The sequence below is a fragment of the Neotamlana nanhaiensis genome, assembly GCF_000943555.1.
Taxonomy (GTDB): domain Bacteria; phylum Bacteroidota; class Bacteroidia; order Flavobacteriales; family Flavobacteriaceae; genus Neotamlana; species Neotamlana nanhaiensis.
Window position 1 is genome coordinate 13,055 of the sequence record NZ_JTDV01000017.1, and the last position, 21,626, is coordinate 34,680.

Annotated in this window: 21 protein-coding genes; 8 read left to right on the top strand and 13 right to left on the bottom strand. The window is 34.9% G+C overall.

Features of this window, described 5'->3' with window-relative positions; translation table 11 throughout:
- Positions 1 to 62 precede the first annotated feature (62 nt).
- The 8 genes from PK35_RS15990 to mraZ form a co-directional block, all read right to left on the bottom strand.
- Complete coding sequence (locus PK35_RS15990) at positions 63 to 1,256, bottom strand: FtsW/RodA/SpoVE family cell cycle protein (protein WP_044627587.1); 1,194 nt, start codon at positions 1,254 to 1,256, stop codon at positions 63 to 65.
- A gap of 111 nt (positions 1,257 to 1,367) precedes the next feature.
- The gene (murD, locus tag PK35_RS15995) at positions 1,368 to 2,705 is read right to left on the bottom strand and encodes a UDP-N-acetylmuramoyl-L-alanine--D-glutamate ligase (RefSeq protein ID WP_044627588.1); all 1,338 of its coding nucleotides are present in this window, start codon (positions 2,703 to 2,705) and stop codon (positions 1,368 to 1,370) included.
- Positions 2,706 to 2,760: 55 nt separating this feature from the next.
- Positions 2,761 to 4,002: a phospho-N-acetylmuramoyl-pentapeptide-transferase gene (gene mraY, locus PK35_RS16000; protein ID WP_044627589.1), complete on the bottom strand. Its 1,242-nt coding sequence runs from the start codon at positions 4,000 to 4,002 to the stop codon at positions 2,761 to 2,763.
- 85 nt (positions 4,003 to 4,087) lie between these two features.
- Positions 4,088 to 5,551 carry a UDP-N-acetylmuramoyl-L-alanyl-D-glutamate--2,6-diaminopimelate ligase gene (locus tag PK35_RS16005; protein ID WP_044627590.1) on the bottom strand — a complete coding sequence of 488 codons (1,464 nt, stop codon included), beginning with the start codon at positions 5,549 to 5,551 and terminating at the stop codon, positions 4,088 to 4,090.
- The gene (locus PK35_RS16010; protein ID WP_044627591.1) at positions 5,548 to 7,503 is read right to left on the bottom strand and encodes a penicillin-binding protein; all 1,956 of its coding nucleotides are present in this window, start codon (positions 7,501 to 7,503) and stop codon (positions 5,548 to 5,550) included. Before PK35_RS16010 ends, PK35_RS16005 begins: the two co-directional genes overlap by 4 nt.
- Positions 7,504 to 7,561: 58 nt before the next feature.
- Positions 7,562 to 7,879 carry an FtsL-like putative cell division protein gene (locus tag PK35_RS16015; RefSeq protein ID WP_044627592.1) on the bottom strand — a complete coding sequence of 106 codons (318 nt, stop codon included), beginning with the start codon at positions 7,877 to 7,879 and terminating at the stop codon, positions 7,562 to 7,564.
- Positions 7,880 to 8,776 (bottom strand): 16S rRNA (cytosine(1402)-N(4))-methyltransferase RsmH, encoded by an 897-nt coding sequence (rsmH, locus tag PK35_RS16020; RefSeq protein ID WP_044627593.1) that lies wholly within the window; start codon positions 8,774 to 8,776, stop codon positions 7,880 to 7,882.
- Positions 8,763 to 9,233 carry a division/cell wall cluster transcriptional repressor MraZ gene (gene mraZ / locus PK35_RS16025; protein ID WP_044627594.1) on the bottom strand — a complete coding sequence of 157 codons (471 nt, stop codon included), beginning with the start codon at positions 9,231 to 9,233 and terminating at the stop codon, positions 8,763 to 8,765. The genes rsmH and mraZ overlap by 14 nt, the downstream gene beginning before the upstream one ends.
- A gap of 294 nt (positions 9,234 to 9,527) precedes the next feature.
- On the opposite strand from mraZ, the gene PK35_RS16030 reads away from it, so the two are divergent.
- Positions 9,528 to 10,292, top strand: a complete 765-nt coding sequence (locus tag PK35_RS16030) for an alpha/beta fold hydrolase (RefSeq protein WP_044627595.1) — start codon at positions 9,528 to 9,530, stop codon at positions 10,290 to 10,292.
- Between the two features lie 64 nt (positions 10,293 to 10,356).
- Positions 10,357 to 10,971: a ribosome biogenesis GTP-binding protein YihA/YsxC gene (gene yihA, locus PK35_RS16035; protein ID WP_044627596.1), complete on the top strand. Its 615-nt coding sequence runs from the start codon at positions 10,357 to 10,359 to the stop codon at positions 10,969 to 10,971.
- A gap of 34 nt (positions 10,972 to 11,005) precedes the next feature.
- On the opposite strand, the gene PK35_RS16040 is transcribed toward yihA, so the two are convergent.
- Both PK35_RS16040 and rimO read right to left on the bottom strand, forming a co-directional pair.
- Positions 11,006 to 11,692 carry a peptidoglycan DD-metalloendopeptidase family protein gene (locus PK35_RS16040; RefSeq protein WP_044627597.1) on the bottom strand — a complete coding sequence of 229 codons (687 nt, stop codon included), beginning with the start codon at positions 11,690 to 11,692 and terminating at the stop codon, positions 11,006 to 11,008.
- Positions 11,693 to 11,717: 25 nt separating this feature from the next.
- A complete protein-coding gene (gene rimO, locus PK35_RS16045; RefSeq protein WP_044627598.1) occupies positions 11,718 to 13,025 on the bottom strand; it encodes a 30S ribosomal protein S12 methylthiotransferase RimO in 1,308 nt (435 codons plus the stop codon).
- A 329-nt stretch (positions 13,026 to 13,354) separates the two neighbouring features.
- Here rimO and PK35_RS17635 point away from each other — a divergent pair, with 329 nt between their 5' ends.
- The 6 genes from PK35_RS17635 to PK35_RS16075 all read left to right on the top strand — a co-directional run bounded on the left by PK35_RS17635 (position 13,355) and on the right by PK35_RS16075 (position 18,946).
- Entirely contained in the window at positions 13,355 to 13,972 is a 618-nt protein-coding gene (locus PK35_RS17635; RefSeq protein WP_157841074.1) for a hypothetical protein, read from the top strand.
- 44 nt (positions 13,973 to 14,016) lie between these two features.
- Positions 14,017 to 15,108, top strand: coding sequence for a serine hydrolase domain-containing protein (locus tag PK35_RS16055; protein ID WP_044627600.1), 1,092 nt, complete (start codon positions 14,017 to 14,019; stop codon positions 15,106 to 15,108).
- 175 nt (positions 15,109 to 15,283) lie between these two features.
- A complete protein-coding gene (locus PK35_RS16060) occupies positions 15,284 to 15,730 on the top strand; it encodes a DUF4870 domain-containing protein (protein ID WP_044627601.1) in 447 nt (148 codons plus the stop codon).
- 228 nt (positions 15,731 to 15,958) lie between these two features.
- A complete protein-coding gene (locus tag PK35_RS16065) occupies positions 15,959 to 16,303 on the top strand; it encodes a PadR family transcriptional regulator (protein ID WP_044627602.1) in 345 nt (114 codons plus the stop codon).
- Positions 16,296 to 18,116, top strand: a complete 1,821-nt coding sequence (locus PK35_RS16070) for a PspC domain-containing protein (protein ID WP_044627603.1) — start codon at positions 16,296 to 16,298, stop codon at positions 18,114 to 18,116. Before PK35_RS16065 ends, PK35_RS16070 begins: the two co-directional genes overlap by 8 nt.
- Before the next feature lie 113 nt (positions 18,117 to 18,229).
- Entirely contained in the window at positions 18,230 to 18,946 is a 717-nt protein-coding gene (locus PK35_RS16075) for a head GIN domain-containing protein (RefSeq protein ID WP_044627604.1), read from the top strand.
- A gap of 66 nt (positions 18,947 to 19,012) precedes the next feature.
- Here PK35_RS16075 and PK35_RS16080 read toward each other — a convergent pair whose 3' ends face one another.
- The 3 genes from PK35_RS16080 to PK35_RS16090 form a co-directional block, all read right to left on the bottom strand.
- On the bottom strand, positions 19,013 to 19,342 hold the full coding sequence (locus PK35_RS16080; protein ID WP_044627605.1) for an L-rhamnose mutarotase: 330 nt from the start codon (positions 19,340 to 19,342) through the stop codon (positions 19,013 to 19,015).
- A gap of 17 nt (positions 19,343 to 19,359) precedes the next feature.
- Positions 19,360 to 20,676 carry an L-fucose:H+ symporter permease gene (gene fucP, locus PK35_RS16085; RefSeq protein WP_044627606.1) on the bottom strand — a complete coding sequence of 439 codons (1,317 nt, stop codon included), beginning with the start codon at positions 20,674 to 20,676 and terminating at the stop codon, positions 19,360 to 19,362.
- Between the two features lie 66 nt (positions 20,677 to 20,742).
- Positions 20,743 to 21,600 (bottom strand): fumarylacetoacetate hydrolase family protein, encoded by an 858-nt coding sequence (locus PK35_RS16090; protein ID WP_044627607.1) that lies wholly within the window; start codon positions 21,598 to 21,600, stop codon positions 20,743 to 20,745.
- Positions 21,601 to 21,626 lie beyond the last annotated feature (26 nt).

The window sequence follows — 21,626 nt, forward strand, 5'->3', positions numbered from 1 at the left end:
TTTTAACACTTTACACCTCTAAGTGCCATCTAAATTTCTTAATTCTCTTAATATTTATATTATTAAATAGTTTCAGATAAAATTTCTAAAGGATTATCTTCTATATGTTCTTGTTCTTTAATTTCTTCACGTTTAGCACTAACACTCAATATAATACCAAGCGCCAAACAGGTCATCCAAATTGAGGTTCCACCACTACTTATTAATGGCAAGGTTTGGCCTGTAACTGGAAATAATTCCACGGCAACCGCCATATTAATTAAGGCCTGAAACACAATTGGCAAACCAACACCAAGCGCCAACAGCTTACCAAAAATAGTGTCTGATTTTTGCGCAACAATTACAATTCTAAACAGCAACCACAAATACAAAATCATAATTGTAAAACCGCCTATTAAACCATACTCTTCAATAATGATGGCGAAAATAAAATCGGAAGACGACTGTGGTAAAAAGTTTTTCTGCATACTTTTACCAGGACCAACACCCTGAATGCCACCAGTAGCTATAGCTATTTTAGCTTTTTCAATTTGATAATCAGATTCCGTATCTTCAGGATTAGCAAAACTTTCAATACGTCCCATCCAAGTATCAACACGGTTTGGCATAGCATCAGGAAAAGCCTTTGCTATTAAAACAAACAACGCCAAAACCAATAACCCCGATCCTACAATCACCGCCAAATATTTCACTGGATAGCCTCCTAAAAACACCAACATTAACACCATTAAAAACATTATGGCCGCTGTTGAAAAGTTGGCTGGCAAAATTAAAATAAGTACTAAAAAAACAACCATCCAAAGCGGTAAAATTGATTCTTTAAATGTGACGGTTTTATCTTTAATTTTCGACATGTAACGCGACACATAAACCATTAAAACAACCGCTGCTAAGGTTGATGTTTGAAACGACATACCTACAAATGGTATTTGAATCCATCGGCTTGCATTAGCGCCATCAATTGTGGTACCTTGAAGCATCGTAATTACTAAAAGCACGAGCACCACAGGAATCATTATTAAAGACAAGCCTCTAAAATAACGATAGGGTATTTTATGCACACCAAACATAATAACAAAGCCAAAAAACAAATGCATAAAATGTTTTAAAAAGAAGGTAAACGTATTACTTCCACCGCCTTTATAAGCTAAATTGCTCGCCGCACTATAAACGGGCAAAAACGACAGAATAGCTAATAGTGCCACAATGGCCCAAATTAACCGATCTCCTTTTATGTTTTTAAATAGTGATTGCATTCTTTATTTCTTACTTCTTATAAGAACTTTATATTTTATGCTTTCTTATTTATATTCGCTTATCTAAATATGCTTCGACTGCGCTCAGTATGACTAATAAACAGTCACGGTTTATAAATTTCTAACAGCATCTTTAAATTGACGCCCTCTATCTTCGTAATTTTCAAACAAATCAAAACTTGCACATGCTGGCGACAATAACACATTATCTCCAGATTCGGCAACTTTATAAGCAATTTTAACCGCTTCACTCATAAATTGTGTTTCAACAATAATATCTACCATACTACCAAAAGCATCAAACAACTTTTTATTATCTACTCCTAAACAAATAATAGCCTTTACTTTTTCGTTTACAAAACGATACAATTCCTCGTAATTATTACCTTTATCTACGCCACCAACAATCCATACGGTAGGTGCATCCATACTTTCTAAGGCAAAATATGTTGCATTTACATTGGTTGCCTTTGAGTCGTTTATATATTTTACCTTATTAATTTTTAGCACTTCTTCTAAGCGATGCTCAACACCCTGAAAATTCTCCAAACTCTCACGAATGGTTTGCTTTCTAATTTTTAATAAATGAGCAACCGTTGCCGACGCCATAGCGTTTTTTACGTTGTGCTTCCCTTCTAATGTCAAGTTTGATGTTGGCATAATTATCTGACTTTTTTCTATTGTTATTATTATGTTTTCGTTCTTTAAATACGCGCCATTTTCAATTGTTTTTACTAGTGAAAATGGCAATAATGTGGATTGAACTGGATGATTTTTTAAATGATTCACTATTACTTCATCATCGGCATCATAAATCAAATAATCATCTTTTGTTTGATTCATTGCTATTTTAAACTTTGAAGCAATGTAGTTTTCAAACTTATAATCATATCGATCTAAATGATCGGGTGTGATGTTGGTAATCACCGCAATTTTAGGCTTGAAATCTTTGATATCATCTAACTGAAAACTGCTAATTTCCAGCACATAATTCTCAAAATCCTCATCTAAAACTTGTTTCGCAAAACTGTCACCAATATTGCCCGCAAGCCCCACATTTAATTCTTGTTTTAAAATATGATGTGTTAAACTTGCCGTAGTGGTTTTACCATTACTTCCTGTAATTCCCACTATAGTTGCATTGGTATATTTTGATGCAAACTCAATTTCGGAAACCACTGGTATTCCCTTTTCGCGAATTTGTTTTACCAAAGCGACTTTGTCTGGAATTCCTGGGCTTTTCATAACCACATCAGCATCTAAAATTTTAGATTTGCTATGCTGCTCATCTTCCCATTCAATCGTATTATGTATAAGAACTTGTTTATAGTTTTCTTTAATTTTTCCTTTATCTGACACAAACACCTCGTAACCTTTTGCTTTACCCAAAAGCGCTGTACCTACACCACTTTCTCCACCACCAAGAATCACAAGTCTTTGTTTATTCATTTAATTTTCACTTTTTTAATACCCGAAACACTTCGACTGCACTAAGCGTATCATTTTATCTAATTTTCAAGGTTACAATTGAAAGTATTGCCAAAAGAATACCCACAATCCAGAATCGTGTTACTATTTTACTTTCGTGATATCCTAATTTTTGATAATGATGATGCAATGGTGACATCTTAAAAATGCGACGCCCTTCACCATATTTTTTCTTGGTATACTTAAACCAACTCACTTGCATAACCACCGATAAATTTTCGGCTAAAAAGATGCCACACAACACAGGAATTAACCATTCTTTACGTACCGCAATAGCTATAACCGCAATAATACCGCCTATGGTTAAACTTCCCGTATCTCCCATAAACACTTGTGCCGGATAGGTATTGTACCACAAAAAGCCTATTAACGCCCCCACAAATGCGGTGATATAAATGGTGATTTCTTCAACCCTTGGGATGTACATAATGTTTAAATACTCCGAGAAAATAATATTACCCGATACCCAAGCAAAAATCCCTAATGTGAGCACTATAATTGCTGAAGTACCAGCCGCTAAACCATCAATTCCATCGGTTAGATTTGCTCCGTTTGAAACCGCTGTAATGATAAAAATAGCCACGATAATAAAAATAACCCATGAATATTTTTCAAGGTCAGGACTGATCCATGTGATTAAATCGGCATAATCAAACTCGTTACCTTTAAAAAATGGAATAGTTGTTTTTGTTGATTTTTCTTCTGCTTTAAATAGTTTTGACGGAGCAATTTCAGGACTCTCTGCTAAAAGTATTTGCTGCTGCTCTACTGGCAATTTTTCTTTCATGGTAACAGCTGGACTAAAGTATAAAGTAGCACCTACAATAACGCCAAGACCAACTTGCCCCATAACTTTAAACTTCCCTTTTAAGCCTTCCTTGTCGTTTTTAAACTTTTTAATATAATCGTCTACAAAACCAATTACACCCATCCAGAGTGTAGTTACAATCAATAAAATGATATATACATTCTCAAGCTTCGCAATAAGCAATACTGGTATTAAAGTGGCGATAATTATAATAATTCCACCCATTGTTGGCGTGCCTGCTTTTTCTGCTTGACCAGCTAATCCTAAATCGCGAATGGTTTCTCCCATTTGCTTTTTTTGCAAAAATGCTATAACGCGCTTTCCGTAGATAGTTGATATTAACAAAGACAAAATCATAGCTAAAGCCGCCCTAAAGGTTAAAAACCCAAATAGTGTGGCTCCAGGAAACTGAAACTGCTTTTCTAAATATTCAAACAAGTAGTATAACATTCTTTATTTTTTGAGATTCTTCGCTTACGCTTTTATTGATCTTTATTAATTTTTAATTGCGCTTCCACTGCTCTTAGCGTGACAATTATTTTTCTAGTTTTTTTAATATTTCTTTTACTATTTTATAATCATCAAAATCAAATCGTTCGCCTTTAATTTCTTGATAGTTCTCATGCCCTTTACCTGCAATTAGCACAATATCGTTAGGTTGCGCCATTTGACATGCTGTTTTAATAGCCTGTTTTCTATCGGCAATGATTAGCATTTTTTTATAGTTTTGAGCTTCAACACCAGCTTCAATTTCATTTAAAATCTCATTCGGATCTTCGTTTCGCGGATTATCGTTTGTAAAAATGACTTTAGTACTTAAAGCCGAAGCAATATGCCCCATTTTAGGACGCTTGGTTTTATCGCGATCGCCACCACAACCAACAACCGTAATTAGTTCTTCGTTTTTGGTACGGATACTGTTTATGGTTTCTAACACATTTTTTAATGCATCAGGTGTATGTGCATAATCTACAATGGCCGTAATTTTTGTATCTGAAATTAAATATTGAAAACGACCGCTTACACTTTCCAAATCGCTAATCAACCTTAAAACCTCAACTTTTTCAAGTCCTAACAATTCTGCTGTAGCGAAAATCGCTAACACATTATATGCATTAAAATTCCCGATAAGGCGTGTCCACACTTCACTATCGTTCACTTTTAACAACAAACCACTTAATTGATTCTCTAGAATTTGCGCTTTATAATCTGCATACTCTTTTAAAGCATAAGTGTATTTTTTAGCCTTGGTATTTTGCAACATTACCAAGCCATTTTTATCGTCGATATTAACTAACGCAAAAGATTTTGGAGACAAATCATCGAAAAATTTCTTTTTAACATCGCGATATTCCGCAAAGGTTTTATGATAATCTAAATGATCGTGCGATAGATTTGTAAATATGCCACCTTCAAAATGCAATCCTTCGGTTCGATACTGATGAATACCGTGCGAGCTAACTTCCATAAAGCAAAACTCAACACCAGCATCATTCATTTCACTTAAATACTTATTTATAGTTAAAGAATCTGGCGTAGTATGTGTTGCTTTATACTCAACAGTATCAACCATTATTTTAACCGTAGACAACAAGCCTACTTTATACCCCGCATTCTTAAAAAGTTGATACAACAAACTAGCCACAGTGGTTTTACCGTTAGTTCCTGTAACACCAACAAGCTTTAAGTTCTCAGATGGATTACCGTAAAAATTCGAAGCCATAACAGCTAACGCCTGACTAGAATTTGCAACCTCAACATACACTACTCCCTCTACAAGCATACTTGGAAGCTCCTCACAAACCACACAAGTCGCTCCATTTTTTATTGCAACATCAATATAGTCGTGACCATTTACAACAACACCGTTTATTGCCACAAACAGATGGTTTGCCGCTATTTTTCGCGAATCGAAATTAAGCTCACGAACTTTTGTTGCGGTACTACCAACCACAGCATTTATAGCCACCTTATATAATATGTCTTTTAAAACCATCATGACGCTGTTAATACTACGGTTTGATTATTCTTTAATTTGGTATTTTTATTTATCGATTGCTCTTTTACCACTCCATTACCTTTCAGTTTAACCTTAACATCTACCTGCATATTTTCTAACAAAACCACTGCATCCATAGCTGGAATACCAACCAAATCCGGCATAATGGTTCTGTATTTTTGAGCTGTATTATAAAAACCTTCATATTCTGTTTCCACTGAAGCTTTTTTCACACTCAAAGTTTCAAGCTCTTCAACATCTGGCGTATCGATATAAATTTTTTGAGCCACTTTTTTAAACACTGGTCCCGTAACGTCAGCACCATAAAATCCTTTTTTCACACTTGGCTTATGAATAACTACAATGCATGAATACTTCGGATTTTCAGCGGGAAAATAACCAGCAAAAGATGAAATATAACGCCTGTTCTTATTCCAGTCTTTCATCCAATATTCTGTTCTTGCCGTCCCCGTTTTTCCAGCCATAGAAAAATAATCGAGATACAGAGAACGACCTGTTCCTCGTACCACCACATTTTTCAAAATAGCCTGCATTTCTTTTAAGGATTTTTCAGAACAAATTTTCTCATTAATCACCTCTTCATCGAAACGCTCAACAACACGATCCAACTCACGAACCGACTGAATAAATCGCGGTTTCACCATAACACCATTGTTAGCAATAGCATTATAAAAAGTAAGCGTTTGTAATGGCGTTAACTTTAAATTATACCCATAAGCTATAGATGGCAATGCATTTTTACTCCAAATTTTATCACCCGGCTCAGGAACAACCGGCTGCCCTTCTCCAATAAGAGACAACCCAATAGGTTTATTTAAACCCCAAGATTTTAATCGGTTAATAAACTTTTTAGGATTCGCCGCATACCCATCATCTACAATAGTTGCAAGCCCAATATTTGAGGACACCTCCAACACTCTTGCTGCAGAAATTTTTCCATGACCATGCGTATCATAAATACCACGACCATAAAATTGCTTATACCCCAGTTTCGTATCAATAACCGTTGATGTATCGACCACCTTATCTTCTAAAGCAGCTAACAACGCCATAACTTTAAATGTAGAACCTGGCTCATGACTTTCACCTACAGCATAATTTAAGCGTTCAATATATTTTCCGTTTTTATTTCTTCCTAAATTTGAAATGGCACGAATTTCACCTGTTTTCGTTTCCATAACCACCACACAACCATGGTCAGCTTCATAGTATTCTAACTGCTCCAACAAAGCATGATGTGCAATATCCTGAATATTAACATCGATAGTTGTATACACATCATAACCATCTTGCGGTTCTACTTCATTAGCATCTTGCAATGGCTTCCACTGCTTCTTTCCTATTAATTGCTTTTTTCGCTTTCCATCAACACCGCGCAAATATTTAATGCCAAACGCCCCATCAATTCCAGGACGCGTTACATTTCCTTCCTGATCAAAACGCTCATAACCAATGGTTCTATGCGCAATATCACCCATTGGATGCTCTCGCATGGTAGTTTGCTCAACAATCAACCCGCCTTTATACGCTCCTTTTTCCAACAGTGGAAAATTGCGCATTCTTACATAATCGGAATAGCCAATATTTTTAGCCAACAAATAGTATCTATTTTTATTAGCACGCGCTTTTCTTAGTTGCTTTTCGAAATAACTTGAAGATCGATTTTTAAAAAATCGAGATAATGAATCACTTAACGGCTTTACATTGTCTTCGAACACTGAACTTCTAGATGTTACCGCATCGATACGAATAGTATATTTTGGAACCGAAGTAGCCAACAAATTCCCATTAACAGAATACACATTACCTCTGTTAGCAGGAATAACAACATCTTTAACCACTTCTTTTGTAGCCATAGACTTATATTTGTCACCTTGAAAAAACTGAATGCTTACCAATTTAAACACCACAGCCACCCCAAACACAAACATACAGCCTGCCACAAAGTACAATCGGTTTAATATGTTTTTTTCGTTTACCGCCACTTAATTACTCTTGTGCTTTTACTATTATTTTTTTTGGCGGAATTACAGAAACCGCCAAACCCTTTTTATTCATAATCTCCACTACCGAAGATTCCATTTTTATTTTCATTAACCTAGAACGCCCATCAACAAACTCCGACCTAAGCTCCTTAACCTGCTCCTTCATTCTTGCAATTTCGTACACTTTTTTATCCGCGCTATGCGAACTCGCAATCATTACTATTGCCAAAAAGGACACAAACAAAATGAAACGCCAGTTTTTAAAAGCATCATCACTTACTAAAAAGGTTCCTTTTAATATGTTATAAATGTTTTTCTTCATTTACACTTTTTCAGCAATTCGCAACTTCGCACTTCGCGCTCTATTATTAATTTTAATCTCTTCTTTTGTTGGCACAATTAAGCCTCCTACTTTTTTTAAGGGCACCTCAAAATTCCCAAACATATCGCGCTCTGGCTCACCTTCAAACATGCCGTTTCTAATAAAACGCTTCACCAATCGATCTTCCAAAGAGTGATAAGAAATAAAACTCAACCGTCCATTCTCCTTTAGCAGCTCTGGTGTTTGCAACAAAAACTCTTTCAACACTTCTATTTCCTGATTCACCTCAATACGGATAGCCTGATAAATTTGAGCCAACACCTTATTTTCGTGTCTTGGTGGCAAAAACTTTTTAAGCACTTGCTTTAACTGCTCACTTGTAACAATTGGTTCGGCTTTTCGAAACTCAACGATTAATCGCGCCATTGCAGGAGCCGGCCTTAATTCACCGTATTGCAATAACACTTGCCTAAGTTGCTCCTCACTATATTCATTAACCACATGAAACGCCGACAACGAATCTTCTTGATTCATTCGCATATCAAGTTTCGCTTCGAATCGTGTTGAAAAACCACGCTCTGCAACATCAAACTGATGCGACGACACACCAAAATCTGCCAAAACCCCATCAACCTGCTTTACGCCATAAAACCTTAAAAACCGTTTTATGAACCTAAAATTTTCATGTATTAATGTAAATCGATCATCATCAAGCGCATTTTCGAGCGCATCCTTATCTTGATCGAAAGCAAAGAGTTTTCCGTCTTCCCCAAGTCGTTTTAAAATTTCTTTGCTGTGGCCGCCACCACCAAAAGTTACATCCACATACACACCGTTAGGCTTAATATTTAAACCATCAACCGTTTCTTTTAACAATACTGGGTTATGATATTCCATAGTCATCATCATCTTGCCCCATAACCTCTTCAGCTAAATCTGCAAAATCTAAAGCTGCATCATCTATGGCTTGTTCATACAAATCTTTATCCCAAATTTCAATAATATTAATAGCCGAAGCCACCACAATATCTTTTGAAATACTCGCAAAAACCGTTAAATCTTTTGGAATTAGCAATCGCCCACTCACATCCACTTCTACAATTTTTGCACCCGCAGTAAAACGTCTTATAAAATCGTTATTCTTCTTTTTAAACTTATTAAGCTTATTCATTTTTTGCATTAAAGCTTGCCACTCGCTCATTGGATACAATTCCAAACACTTTTGAAACACCGAGCGACGCAACACAAAACCATCCTGCAACACAGCAGATAATTGCTTTTTGATGGCAGCCGGCATCATTAACCTGCCTTTTGCATCAACCTTACAATCGTATGTTCCTGTGATTAAATCCAATATGAAATTTTATAGCTATAACGTTTACAATTCAAAGATATTGAAAATATTACCACATTTTACCACTTTATACCACTTTGTTGATAAATTTTGCTATTCTAAAGCGCTTTTCCAGTTAAAAAACCCCAAAACCCCTTTATTTAAAAGGTTTTACCAAACAACACTCCACCCCATAATACAGCACAGAGTTATCAACATTTAGGTTTTCATTTTTTTTTAGCGATAAAAGTGATATTAATAGGAAATAAGAATGAAATACCTATATTTGTTTTTAAAGCAATGACGAACTAATTAATGGCGCACAGATTAAAAAAAGAAGGCATTTACAGTTACTTTGAAGAAGGAAAAGGTACACCAATTATTGTTTTGCACGGCCTGATGGGAGGATTGAGTAATTTTAGTGCTGTATCGGAATTTTTTAGCAAGAAAGATTACAAAATAATTATTCCCGAACTTCCTATTTACACCATGTCTTTACTTAAAACGAACGTAAAAAGTTTTGCCAAGTATTTACATGATTTTATTGAATTTAAAGATCTTAAAGAAGTTATTTTACTAGGAAATTCCCTTGGCGGGCACATTGGTTTATACCATACCAAACTTTTTCCAGAAAGCGTAAAAGCATTAATAATAACTGGCAGTTCTGGACTTTATGAAAGTGCCATGGGCAGTGGCTACACAAAACGTAGTGATTATGAAGTCATTAAGAAAAAAGCACAGGACGTGTTTTACGACCCAGAAGTCGCTACAAAAGAGATTGTAGACGAAGTTTACGCTACAGTAAACGACCGTAACAAACTGGTTAAAACACTTGCCATTGCCAAAAGTGCCATACGCCATAATATGGCCAAAGATTTACCACATATGCACGTGCCAACTTGTATTATTTGGGGTAAAAATGATAACGTAACACCACCAGAAGTAGCCGAAGAATTTAACGATTTACTACCTGATTCTGAACTATTTTGGATTGACAAATGCGGGCATGCAGCTATGATGGAACACCCCAACGAGTTTAACAGCATTTTAGATACTTGGTTACAAAAACGAGGGTTTTAATTAAAAATATTCTATATAAACCGCATCTTAATTTATAATATATCGCTTTCGCGGAAAAAATGCCATGGTTATAAAATATGCCGAATTTGTAGTAAGTAATTCTGATGTGGCAAAATGCCCAAAAAGCAGATTACCCGAATACGCCTTTATTGGGCGTAGTAATGTTGGAAAATCGTCGCTTATAAACATGCTTACCAACCGAAAAAATTTAGCAAAAACTTCGGGAAAGCCAGGAAAAACACAACTTATTAATCATTTTTTAATAAACAAAAACTGGCACTTGGTAGATTTACCAGGTTATGGTTACGCCAGAGTTTCTAAGAGCGAAAAAAAGGTTTTTCAAAAGTTTATAACGCAATATTTTAGTTTTCGCGAGCAATTGGTTACCGCTTTTGTTTTAGTTGATATTCGCCATACCCCACAACCCATAGATTTAGAATTTATGCAATGGTTGGGCGAAAATGGCATTCCGTTTTCAATTATTTTCACAAAAGCCGATAAACTTAAACCTAAAGCTATTGAAAATCATATAAATGATTACAAAAATATCATGCTTGAAACCTGGGAAGCTATGCCGAATTATTTTGTAACCTCATCGACTAAAAATATTGGACAAGACGAGGTTTTAAACTACATTGAAGGGTTAAACGAAAATATGCAACTTCACGGTAACGAATAAACATAATTCTACCACACAACAAAAAGCATACATTTTACAAACCTAACAACAACTCAGGATTGGGGCAATTGGTTTTATAAAATGCAACATCTGTTTTACTGCAAACTCCTGGATAATCACCTAAATTTCCTTGTAAATCTTTTATAATTTGAAAGTGTAAATGCGGCGGATAATCGCCATTTACGCTGGCATCACCCAAAGTTGCCACGGGAGCTCCTTTTGCAATTGTTTGCCCTACTTGTAAGTTTTTAATCGATTGCAAACTTAAATGCCCATAAAGTGTATAAAACACCTCTTCGCCATATTGGTGCTTTAAAATTATGGTTGGTCCGTAATCACCAAAATTGGTATTATTTTTAAAACTATGTACCTCAGCATCTAAAGGTGCAAAAATGGTTGTTTGGGCATCGCACCACAAATCTAAACCGATATGAATGTTACGTTCGGTTTGTGCTTGTTTATTAAAATGATTGCTACGTTTATAAATATTTCTAACCTCCAAATAACCGCCATAAGCCACTTTTGCTTGATTATTTTTAATATGAGCATCTACAAATTCTGAAAGTTTTTGCGACGAAGAAACATCAACCTTATTTAAATCTTCATTGGTTTCGGATAAATCGATAGCTACAAAATCGACTTTACTAATAGATTTTCCCAAAACAGGAAATACATCAACCGAAAGTGATTTTATAAATTCTGAAGACGAATTGAAACTCATAGTTTAAGAATACAACAACCTTTTCTTAGCTAGTTACAACCTCGGCATACAAATCGAAATCTTCAGCTTCAGTAATGGTTACATTTACAAATTCACCAGTTTTTAAATAGGTCTTGGTGGAATCAATTAAAACTTCATTATCTACATCGGGCGAATCAAATTCGGTTCTACCCACAAAATAATTTCCTTCTTTTCTATCAATAATCACTTTAAATTCCTCCCCAATTTTAGCTTGATTAAGTTCCCATGAAATTTGCGACTGAATTTCCATAATTTGATTAGCACGATCTATTTTCACTTCTTCAGGCACATCATCTTCTAAATTATAGGCATGCGTATTTTCTTCGTGCGAATAGGTAAAACACCCTAAACGCTCAAAGCGCATATCTTTAATCCATTGCTTTAGTGTTTGAAAATCCTCCTCGGTTTCACCAGGATAACCTACTATTAAAGTAGTACGAATAGTTATATCTGGCACCGTTGCTCTAAACTCCTGTAAAAGCTTTGTGGTTTTGGCTTGAGTTGTACCACGACGCATACTTTTTAAAATACTATCGGCAATATGCTGTAACGGAATATCGAGATAATTACAAACCTTAGCTTCGCGCTTCATAACATCTAACACATCCATTGGGAAGCCTGTTGGAAATGCATAATGTAAACGAATCCAATCGATACCATCAACTTTTACTAAAGCTTCAAGTAATTCAGCAAGGTTTCTTTTTTTGTATAAATCGAGCCCGTAATAAGTTAAATCTTGAGCAATTAAAATAAGTTCTTTAACACCGTTGGCGGCCAGTTTTTCAGCTTCAGTAACCAAATCTTCAATTGGCGTACTTCGGTGCTTACCGCGCATTAATGGAATGGCACAAAAACTGCACGGGCGATCGCAACCTTCTGCAATTTTTAAATACGCATAATTTTTTGGCGTAGTAGTTAAGCGTTCACCTATAAGTTCGTGCTTATAATCGGCACCAAGCGCTTTTAATAAACCTGGTAATTCGGTAGTACCAAAATATTGATCTACATCTGGTATTTCTTTTTGTAAATCGGGTTTATAACGCTCAGAAAGACATCCAGTTACAAAAACTTTATCTACATCGCCCGATTCCTTTTTTTGCATATACTCTAAAATGGTATTTACACTTTCTTCTTTGGCATTATTTATAAAACCACAAGTGTTAATTACCACAATGTTTCCTTCTTTTTCGTGTACCACATCTTTACCACTAGCTTTAAGCTGCCCCATAAGCACCTCACTGTCGTAAACGTTTTTACTACACCCAAGGGTAATCACGTTTATTTTATTTTTTTTTAGAGTTTTCGTTCGCATAGCAAAAAATTAAGTGTGCAAAGATAAAAAATGATTTTCAGAGTAAAATATCTTTGAACAAATCAAAATTTTATATTTTCAAGTTTTCCTACTAGTTAAATTCGCATAACTACATTGTAAGAAAGAAAAAACACTAACAAAAACCCCACAAAACAAATGATTTTCAGGATAAAAGCTATCAAGACAGGTTTAAAGTAGGCTTTTTTCTATATTTGCAATTCCTATTCAACCTACTAGCAATGTTTCTATTCAATAAAAAAATATTTGCAACAACTATTTTTTTAATCGCACTAAATGGAATAGCCTGTTTTTTCTTTAACAGGGTACAAATGGCCTTATGCCATAATTTGGCCACAACACTACTGTTTGTAATTTTTTTAGCTTATGCAAAAAAGATAAATTTATTAAAATTTGGCTTCTTTTTTCTGTTATGTAGCTCCTACTTCATTATGGCTTATGATGATGGCTTTTACCGACTAATTTTACATATTTTTAGAATACTTGCTAATATCTTTTTTATCATTCACATATTCCCGAAACAGAAAAAGGTTAAATTTAAAACCGCCGATTTTTATATAGTTATAAGCGTTTTAGTACTTATAAATTTATACATACTAAGCTCTATAAGTGATTTGGTAGACTATTATTCAGGCCCTCAAAACTACAGTTCGTTAGGCATATATACCATGGGTGGCATGCATATTATTTTAGCGATACTAACCTTTAAATTAAGCCTTAACAAATCGGATGTATCCACGTATTTTACCCATTTTGTGGTGTTATATATTGTTTCGGACATATTGAACGTTATGGCTTACGGGCTGCAATCGGACACGTTATATTTATTCAATCGTATTTTCTACATCTTATCCCTATACTTTTTAATATTTTATGTTTACAAACTAAATCTTGTCGAAAATCACTGGAGTAAATCTAAAAACCAATAAACCTTTTAAATTTTTAAAAGTCTAAAAAAAATAAACTTAATGCTATGACACCTGTTTTTCGACTTTCAATTTTTATATGTTTTATAGGCCTATTTTTTAGCTGTTCAAGCCCAACAAACGATGCACCAGAACAATTACCCGAAACCCAATTATACTTTCCTCCCACTAACAGCGACGACTGGGAAAATTACACTTTAAATGAATTAAACTGGAACGAAAACGAATTACAGCCACTTTTAGACTTTGTTGAAACTAGAAACTCTAAAGCCTTTATTATTTTAAAAGATGGTAAAATAGCATTAGAATGGTATAGTGAAGATTTTAATAAAGACAAAAACCACACTTGGAATTCGGCCGGAAAAACGCTTGTAGCATACACTATGGGCATTGCGCAAGAAGAAGGCTTTTTAAATATAAATGAAAGCTCTCAAATTTATTTAGGTGAAAACTGGTCGAGCATGACCGATGCCCAAGAAAAAAACATTAGCATTTGGCACCATTTAACCATGACAACGGGTATGGATTACACCGTTGAGGATAACTCGTGTACGAACTCAACCGATTTACTTTACAAAAACGAACCAGCTACCTTTTGGTATTACCATAATGCTGGTTATCGCTTAAATTTAGATATTATAGCCAACGCCACAGAGACCGATTTTACCAATTATTTTAACACAAAAATTAAAAATAAAATAGGTATGCAAGGGTTTTGGCTTCCTGTTGGATGTTTTAACCTCTACTTTAGTACCGCACGAAGTATGGCACGTTTTGGTTTGCTTAATTTAAACCAAGGTGTTTGGGACAACACGACCATTATTAGTGATATTAACTATTTAAACGCCATGACCTCAAGATCGCAAAACTTAAACCAAGCTTACGGTTATTTATGGTGGTTAAACGGAAAAAACAATTTTAAAATCCCGCAATACGAAAATACATTTACAGGATCGTTAATACCCGATGCACCTACCGATTTAGTTGCAGGTTTAGGTAAAGATGACCAAAAACTATATGTAGTACCAAGCCAAAACTTAGTCGTGGTTCGACTTGGCGATGCCGCTGGCAGTAGTACTTTTGGCCCTAGTAGTTTTGACAACGAACTTTGGATTCGTATTAATGCGCTTACCGATTAAACACCCTTAAAAAACACTTAACCTCCTATAAAACAACAGTCTAAAAATTTATGATATAAATTTTAATTTGTTAATATTTTGTTAAATTTAGGTACTATGCGTAACAAAGTACCTGTTTTTAGACATATATTTGCATAAGAAACTATTATATGTTTTACATCAATCATCAAAAATCATGTTAGACACACATCAAAAAAACATCGCAACATTTATTCACTTATCTACTTTCAGCAGGTTTATAATTCCGTTTGGAAATTTTGTTGGGCCAATAGTATTATGGGCTATAAATAAAGATAAAAGTGAATTTATAGACGAACATGGCAAACAAGCTATAAACTTTCAAATAAGCATTTTGCTTTATGCCGTAATTTTAGGAACACTTTCTGTACCGTTTTTTGTTTTCAAAATATTTAATGGTATAGACTTTATAGATTTTAATGGATTTAACAATTTCCATATAAATATAGGCAAGCCATCACCGCTGTTATACATTGGCGGTGCTTTAGGAGCATTAGCCGTTATTGGTTTTATAATTGAGCTAGTGCTAATTGTACTTGCAAGTTTAAAAGCTAGAGATGGCGAGTTGTATGAATATCCGTTTACTATTAATTTTTTAAAATAGTGAGTAACACACCTTTTTTAGAGCCGACACTCAACTTATAATTAACTAAAAGCTTTAAAAAAAACTATGAAGCGCGTTAGGGATTGCAGCGACATCCTTTTTTTGAAGGCACGAAAAAAAAAAGATATAGCGTAAAGCCCGACCCTTGGGGAACCGCCAAAAAAAATCAATCAATCAATCAATCAATCAAAAAATGAACAGTTTTAAAAACATTAAACGCATGATACTATGAAGATAGAAAACACTAAAGCACAAATGCGAAAAGGCGTTTTGGAGTTCTGTATACTTTCGGTTTTAAAAGACGAAGATGCTTATGTTGCAGAAATTTTAGACACCCTAAAAAACGCCAAATTGCTTGTAGTTGAAGGTACCATTTACCCTTTACTTACACGCCTAAAAAATGCGGGATTATTAAATTACCGCTGGGAAGAATCGACCTCGGGACCACCAAGAAAATACTACGGTTTAACCGAAACCGGAAAATTATTTTTAAAAGAATTAAACACCACTTGGAGCGAATTGCACAACGCCGTAACCATTGTAACTACCCAAAAAACACCTAAAAATGAATAAAACAGTCAACATAAATTTAGCAGGTATATTTTTTCATATTGATGAAGACGCTTACCTAAAACTACAACGCTATTTAGAGGCTATAAAACGTTCGTTTACAGACTCTCAAGGCCGATCGGAAATTATCGCCGATATTGAAGCACGCATTGCCGAACTTTTTAACGAGCGCGTACAAAACGACAAACAAGTTATTGGCATTAAACAAGTAGATGAGGTTATTGCCATTATGGGGCAACCGGAAGATTATATTGTTGATGATGAAATTTTTGAAGACGAACCAAGTACAACATACACTAAAAAAACCACTAAAAGCAAAAAGCTTTTTAGAGATGCCGACAATTCGTATGTAGGTGGTGTATCGTCTGGTTTGGCTCATTATTTTGGCATTGATACTATTTGGATTCGTTTAGCTTGGATTATTTTAATTTTTGGACTCGGCACAGGTATTTTACTATATATTTTACTTTGGATTTTAGTTCCTGAAGCTAAAACCACCGCCGAAAAAATTACAATGACTGGAGAGCCTGTTAACATAACCAACATTGAAAAAAAAATTAAAGATGGTTTTGAAAACGTAACTGATACCGTTGGTAATGCCGCAAAAAATGTAACCGAATCGGTTGGTGCAGTAGCTAAAAATGTGGGCAATTCGGTATCGAATGCGGCTAAAAATGCGGATTTTAAAAAGCAAACGAGCAACATAAAATCGTCGTCGCAAACCTTTTTTGATGCCTTGAGCAATGTTATCATGTTTATGGTTAAGCTCATTGCCAAATTTGTGGGTATCCTATTAATTTTTATTGGAGCTGTAGCGTTAATTGCATTAATTATTGGGTTATTATCTGTAGGCGCAGTCGATATTATACATATTCCTGGTTTAGATCTTGTAGATATTGCAAATACTGGGAACACCCCAATTTGGCTGGTATCCTTACTTAGCTTTTTTGCAATTGGCATTCCATTTTTCTTCCTGTTTTATTTAGGATTAAAAATTTTAATCACCAATTTAAAATCTATCGGTAATGTTGCTAAATTCACCTTATTAGGGTTGTGGCTACTATCGGTTATTGCTTTAGTTGTTGTTGGAATAAGACAAGCAAGCGAGCATGCCTTTGAAGAAAGTTATGTTGAAAAAGCCGAATTACCTATTACTGCTACCGATACGCTAATGGTAAAAATGACTGGTAGCGATAGTTTCCATACCAGTTATTACAGAAATAATGGCTTTAAAATTAGACATAACGAAGATGGCGAAAAAATAATTTACTCGACCGATATTGATATTCGTGTAAAATCGACTACCGACGATGTTGCCAAAATAGTTATAGAAAAACGTGCCGATGGTAGCGACTTTGAAATCGCTCTTAACCGTGCAAAAAAGATAAACTACAACTATACATTTAACAACAACACGCTGTTTTTAAACGATTATTTAACCACCGATACTCGCAATAAATTTAGCGATCAAAAGGTTGACATTTACTTGTATTTGCCAGAAGGCATGGCGGTTTATTTTAACAATAGCACGCAACAATTTTTATCGTATTACAAAAACAACAATAGTTTAGTTTCGCGCGAATCAACCAATCATTATTTACAAATTAATGCCGATGATGTTACTTGTTTAGATTGCCCTAAGGAAGATTTTGAAGTTGACATTGATACACCAGAATTAAAAATTGATAACAATAGCCTTGAAATTAACACCGATGAAAATAATGTAAAAATTGATGAAAATGGTGTAAAAGCTAAATCAGAATCTGTGCGCGTCAATATTAGCTCGAATGGCATTGAAATAGAATCTGAAAACTAACAACTCATCATGTAAATATTACAATTGAGTTATAATGATTCGTTTTGATAATCATTTCAATAGATATTTGCTGAAGTAAAAAAGAAATCAATCAAATTAAATCACTAAAAATCATGACCACACTAATCAAAATTATTTTAGCGGCGATATTAAGTCTTTCGCTATTTTCTTGCCGATTCGATATGGGCGTACGCGGTAATGGAAACGTTACAACTAGCACCAGACCTGTTACCGAAACCTTTAACACGATTAAAGCTACCGAAGGTTTAGATGTGTATCTTACTCAAAGCAACAACGAAAGTATTTCGGTTGAAGCCGACGAAAATTTACAAAACCTTATTTTAACCGACATTGAGGATGGTGTTTTAAAAATTCACTGTAAAGAAAGTATTGGCTTTTCAACAGTACTAAAAGTAAATGTAAGTTTCACCAATATAAATAGTATTATTTCTACCAGTGGTAGCGATGTATATTCTAAAAACACCATAACGGTTGATGATTTAAGTTTAAAATCTACCAGTGGTAGCGACATGAAACTCGATGTTAACACCCAAACCTTAAATTGTAAAGCTACTAGTGGTAGCGATTTACGCTTAAGCGGAAAAACCTTAAAATTACATGCCGAAGCCACTAGCGGAAGCGATATTACAGCTGCCGATTTAGTTGCCCAAAGCAGTGATGTTAAAGCTACAAGCGGTGCTGGTATAACAGTAAATACCACTGAAACTTTAATAGCAAAAGCTACTAGCGGTGGCGATGTTAAATATTATGGAAACCCAAAAACAGTAGATAAAAGCGATAGTTCTGCAGGCAGTATAAAACAGCAGTAAACACAAAAAACAATCAATCAAAAAAACGAGAAGGCTTCAATTTTATATTGAGGCCTTTTATTTTATCTATAACTCAAAAATCTTATCCATAAGCACCCATTTTTCACCAGGTTTAGCAACAGGTAAAGCTTGTTGATATTGCCACATTAAAGTTTCCCATTCTTGTACTTTTGGATTTTGCGCATCCATAGCATTCTTCTTTTCAAACGAAAACGAATCATTCACCTCCATAATCATAAACAAACGATTGGCTACTAAATAAATCTCAAGCATCTTAATACCTGCGTCTTTAATACTTTTTAATATTTCGGGCCATACATTTTTATGATACTCCTTATAAGCTTCAATTAACGTTACATTGTCTTTTAAATCGAGTGCAAAACAGTGTCTTTTCATAAATGAATCTGCTTAAATTATACGTCTAAATTTTCATGCTTTTTAAACACATGAAACCCATACCAAGCAATATATACAAAACAAACAAGTGGTAAAATAAACGAAAAATTCACCTCGGCAACGCCCATTATTAAGGTATCGGCAACCCCGTTACCACCAGCATCAATTATCATGGCTTGAAGAAACGGCATTAAGGCACCACCAACAATAGCCATAATTAAACCAGCAGACCCAACTTTTGATTGTTCTTCGGTTAAATCACCTAAGGCAATTCCGTAAATGGTAGGAAACATTAAAGACATAAAAAACGAGACACCAACCAAACCGTACAGGCCGTAAACATTTTGCACTAAAATAGTTATTACTACAAGGACTAGCGCACATAAACCAAAATACATAAGTAATTTACCAGCACTTACAAACCTTAGTAAATACGTTCCTACAGCTCTACCTACTATAAACAAAATGAGTGCTGCCATTTGGTAATTTCCAGCGGTAACATCGTTAATTTGAATAGCCTCAGCATACTGATAAATGTATGTCCAACACATAATTTGCGCGCCAACATATAATATTTGGGCAATTACCCCTAAAACATACTTCTTATTTTTAGCTAAACTTTTAAAAGTTTCAGATATACTTGGGATAGCACCTTGTTCCTTAGTTTGCGGCATTTTACTCACTAAAAAAAGCACAAAAACGGCAATAAGCACAACACCTAAAATTACGTACGGATTTCTAATTACTAATAAATCGGCTGTTTTAATCGCGGTTTTTGAAGCTTCGTTGAGCGTATCGAAATTTGAAACATCATCAGACTGCAACTTTTTTAACACAAAATACTGAGCAACAAATAATCCTGAAATGGAACCAATAGGATTAAAAGCCTGTGCCAAGTTTAATCTTTGCGTTGCAGTTTCCTTATCGCCCATTGACAAGATATACGGATTTGCTGCCGTTTCAAGAAAAGCTAAACCAAAAGTTAAAACATAAAGCCCTAAACAGAAGAACATAAAACTCTCCGATTGCGCCGCCGGATAAAATAACAAGGCTCCTGTTGCAAATAGCGCTAAACCTATTAAAATACCAACTTTATACGAGTACTTTCGCATAAACATAGCTGCCGGTAAAGCCATACAAAAGTAGCCCCCATAAAAAGCAACTTGCACCATAGAAGCTTGGGCATTTGAAAGTTCCAATACCTTTTTAAAGGCTTTTACCATAGGATCGGTAACATTATTTGCGAAACCCCAAAGTGCAAAAAGTGAGGTAACTAGAATAAATGGAAATAATACTTTTTTTGAAACTACGGGTGTTTTCTTAACGGTATTCATAAAAATTTAGTTTAGGTCTTTAGGTGGTTGGTTCAGTTTAGTTGGTAAAAGAGAAAGTTATAAACTTTACTTTTTATAGGCTTTAACCTGTTGTTTTGAGACGCCTAAGCCTTCAATACCAAGCTCCATAACGTCTCCTTCCTTTAAATACATTGGCGGTTTTAAACCTAAACCAACTCCAAACGGCGTACCTGTAGAAATAATATCTCCTGGTAAAAGCGTCATAAACTGACTGATATGGCTTACCACGTGTTGTACATTAAAAATGAAATCGGATGTGGTGCTATTTTGCATCACTTCGCCATTTAATTTTAACCATAGGTTTAAATTATTTGGATCTTTAATTTCATCTTTTGTCGCAATGAAAGGACCTACTGGTGCGAATGTATCGCAACCTTTACCTTTACACCATTGTCCAGATTTTTCAATTTGAAAAGCACGTTCGCTAACATCGTTATGCAACACATAGCCAGCAATATGATCAAACGCATCGGCTTCCTCAACATACGAAGCTCTTTTACCAATAACTATGGCAAGCTCAACTTCCCAATCGGATTTCTCACTGTTTTTAGGGATGACAACATCATCATTGGGCCCAACTAGTGCAGTGGTAGATTTAAAAAACAATACAGGCTCTTTAGGAATATCCATGCCTGCTTCGGCTGCATGTTGCGCATAATTTAAGCCCACACACACAATTTTTGATGGTCGCGTTAATGGCACACCAAGACGTACACTATCATCAATCTCAGGACAACTAGCTTGGTTAGTTTCTAGCCATTTTTCTAATTTTTCTATGCCTTCATTTCCAAAAAAATCTTCATTGTAATCTTGTCCAAAACCAGAGACATCTATTTTTGTTCCGTTAGCTAATTGAACCCCAGGTTTTTCTTCTCCTACAGCTCCAAATCTTATTAGTTTCATTTTTAAATATTTTTATTGAGTATTTT

Bases quoted from the DNA above. Each gene is read 5' to 3' on its own strand.
- PK35_RS15990 (WP_044627587.1), bottom strand. From the start codon at position 1,256: ATGCAATCACTATTTAAAAACATAAAAGGAGATCGGTTAATTTGGGCC.
- murD (WP_044627588.1), bottom strand. From the start codon at position 2,705: ATGAATAAACAAAGACTTGTGATTCTTGGTGGTGGAGAAAGTGGTGTA.
- mraY (WP_044627589.1), bottom strand. From the start codon at position 4,002: ATGTTATACTACTTGTTTGAATATTTAGAAAAGCAGTTTCAGTTTCCT.
- PK35_RS16005 (WP_044627590.1), bottom strand. From the start codon at position 5,551: ATGATGGTTTTAAAAGACATATTATATAAGGTGGCTATAAATGCTGTG.
- PK35_RS16010 (WP_044627591.1), bottom strand. From the start codon at position 7,503: ATGTTTGTGTTTGGGGTGGCTGTGGTGTTTAAATTGGTAAGCATTCAG.
- PK35_RS16015 (WP_044627592.1), bottom strand. From the start codon at position 7,879: ATGAAGAAAAACATTTATAACATATTAAAAGGAACCTTTTTAGTAAGT.
- rsmH (WP_044627593.1), bottom strand. From the start codon at position 8,776: ATGGAATATCATAACCCAGTATTGTTAAAAGAAACGGTTGATGGTTTA.
- PK35_RS16030 (WP_044627595.1), top strand. From the start codon at position 9,528: ATGGCGCACAGATTAAAAAAAGAAGGCATTTACAGTTACTTTGAAGAA.
- yihA (WP_044627596.1), top strand. From the start codon at position 10,357: ATGGTTATAAAATATGCCGAATTTGTAGTAAGTAATTCTGATGTGGCA.
- PK35_RS16040 (WP_044627597.1), bottom strand. From the start codon at position 11,692: ATGAGTTTCAATTCGTCTTCAGAATTTATAAAATCACTTTCGGTTGAT.
- rimO (WP_044627598.1), bottom strand. From the start codon at position 13,025: ATGCGAACGAAAACTCTAAAAAAAAATAAAATAAACGTGATTACCCTT.
- PK35_RS17635 (WP_157841074.1), top strand. From the start codon at position 13,355: ATGGCCTTATGCCATAATTTGGCCACAACACTACTGTTTGTAATTTTT.
- PK35_RS16055 (WP_044627600.1), top strand. From the start codon at position 14,017: ATGACACCTGTTTTTCGACTTTCAATTTTTATATGTTTTATAGGCCTA.
- PK35_RS16060 (WP_044627601.1), top strand. From the start codon at position 15,284: ATGTTAGACACACATCAAAAAAACATCGCAACATTTATTCACTTATCT.
- PK35_RS16065 (WP_044627602.1), top strand. From the start codon at position 15,959: ATGAAGATAGAAAACACTAAAGCACAAATGCGAAAAGGCGTTTTGGAG.
- PK35_RS16070 (WP_044627603.1), top strand. From the start codon at position 16,296: ATGAATAAAACAGTCAACATAAATTTAGCAGGTATATTTTTTCATATT.
- PK35_RS16075 (WP_044627604.1), top strand. From the start codon at position 18,230: ATGACCACACTAATCAAAATTATTTTAGCGGCGATATTAAGTCTTTCG.
- PK35_RS16080 (WP_044627605.1), bottom strand. From the start codon at position 19,342: ATGAAAAGACACTGTTTTGCACTCGATTTAAAAGACAATGTAACGTTA.
- fucP (WP_044627606.1), bottom strand. From the start codon at position 20,676: ATGAATACCGTTAAGAAAACACCCGTAGTTTCAAAAAAAGTATTATTT.
- PK35_RS16090 (WP_044627607.1), bottom strand. From the start codon at position 21,600: ATGAAACTAATAAGATTTGGAGCTGTAGGAGAAGAAAAACCTGGGGTT.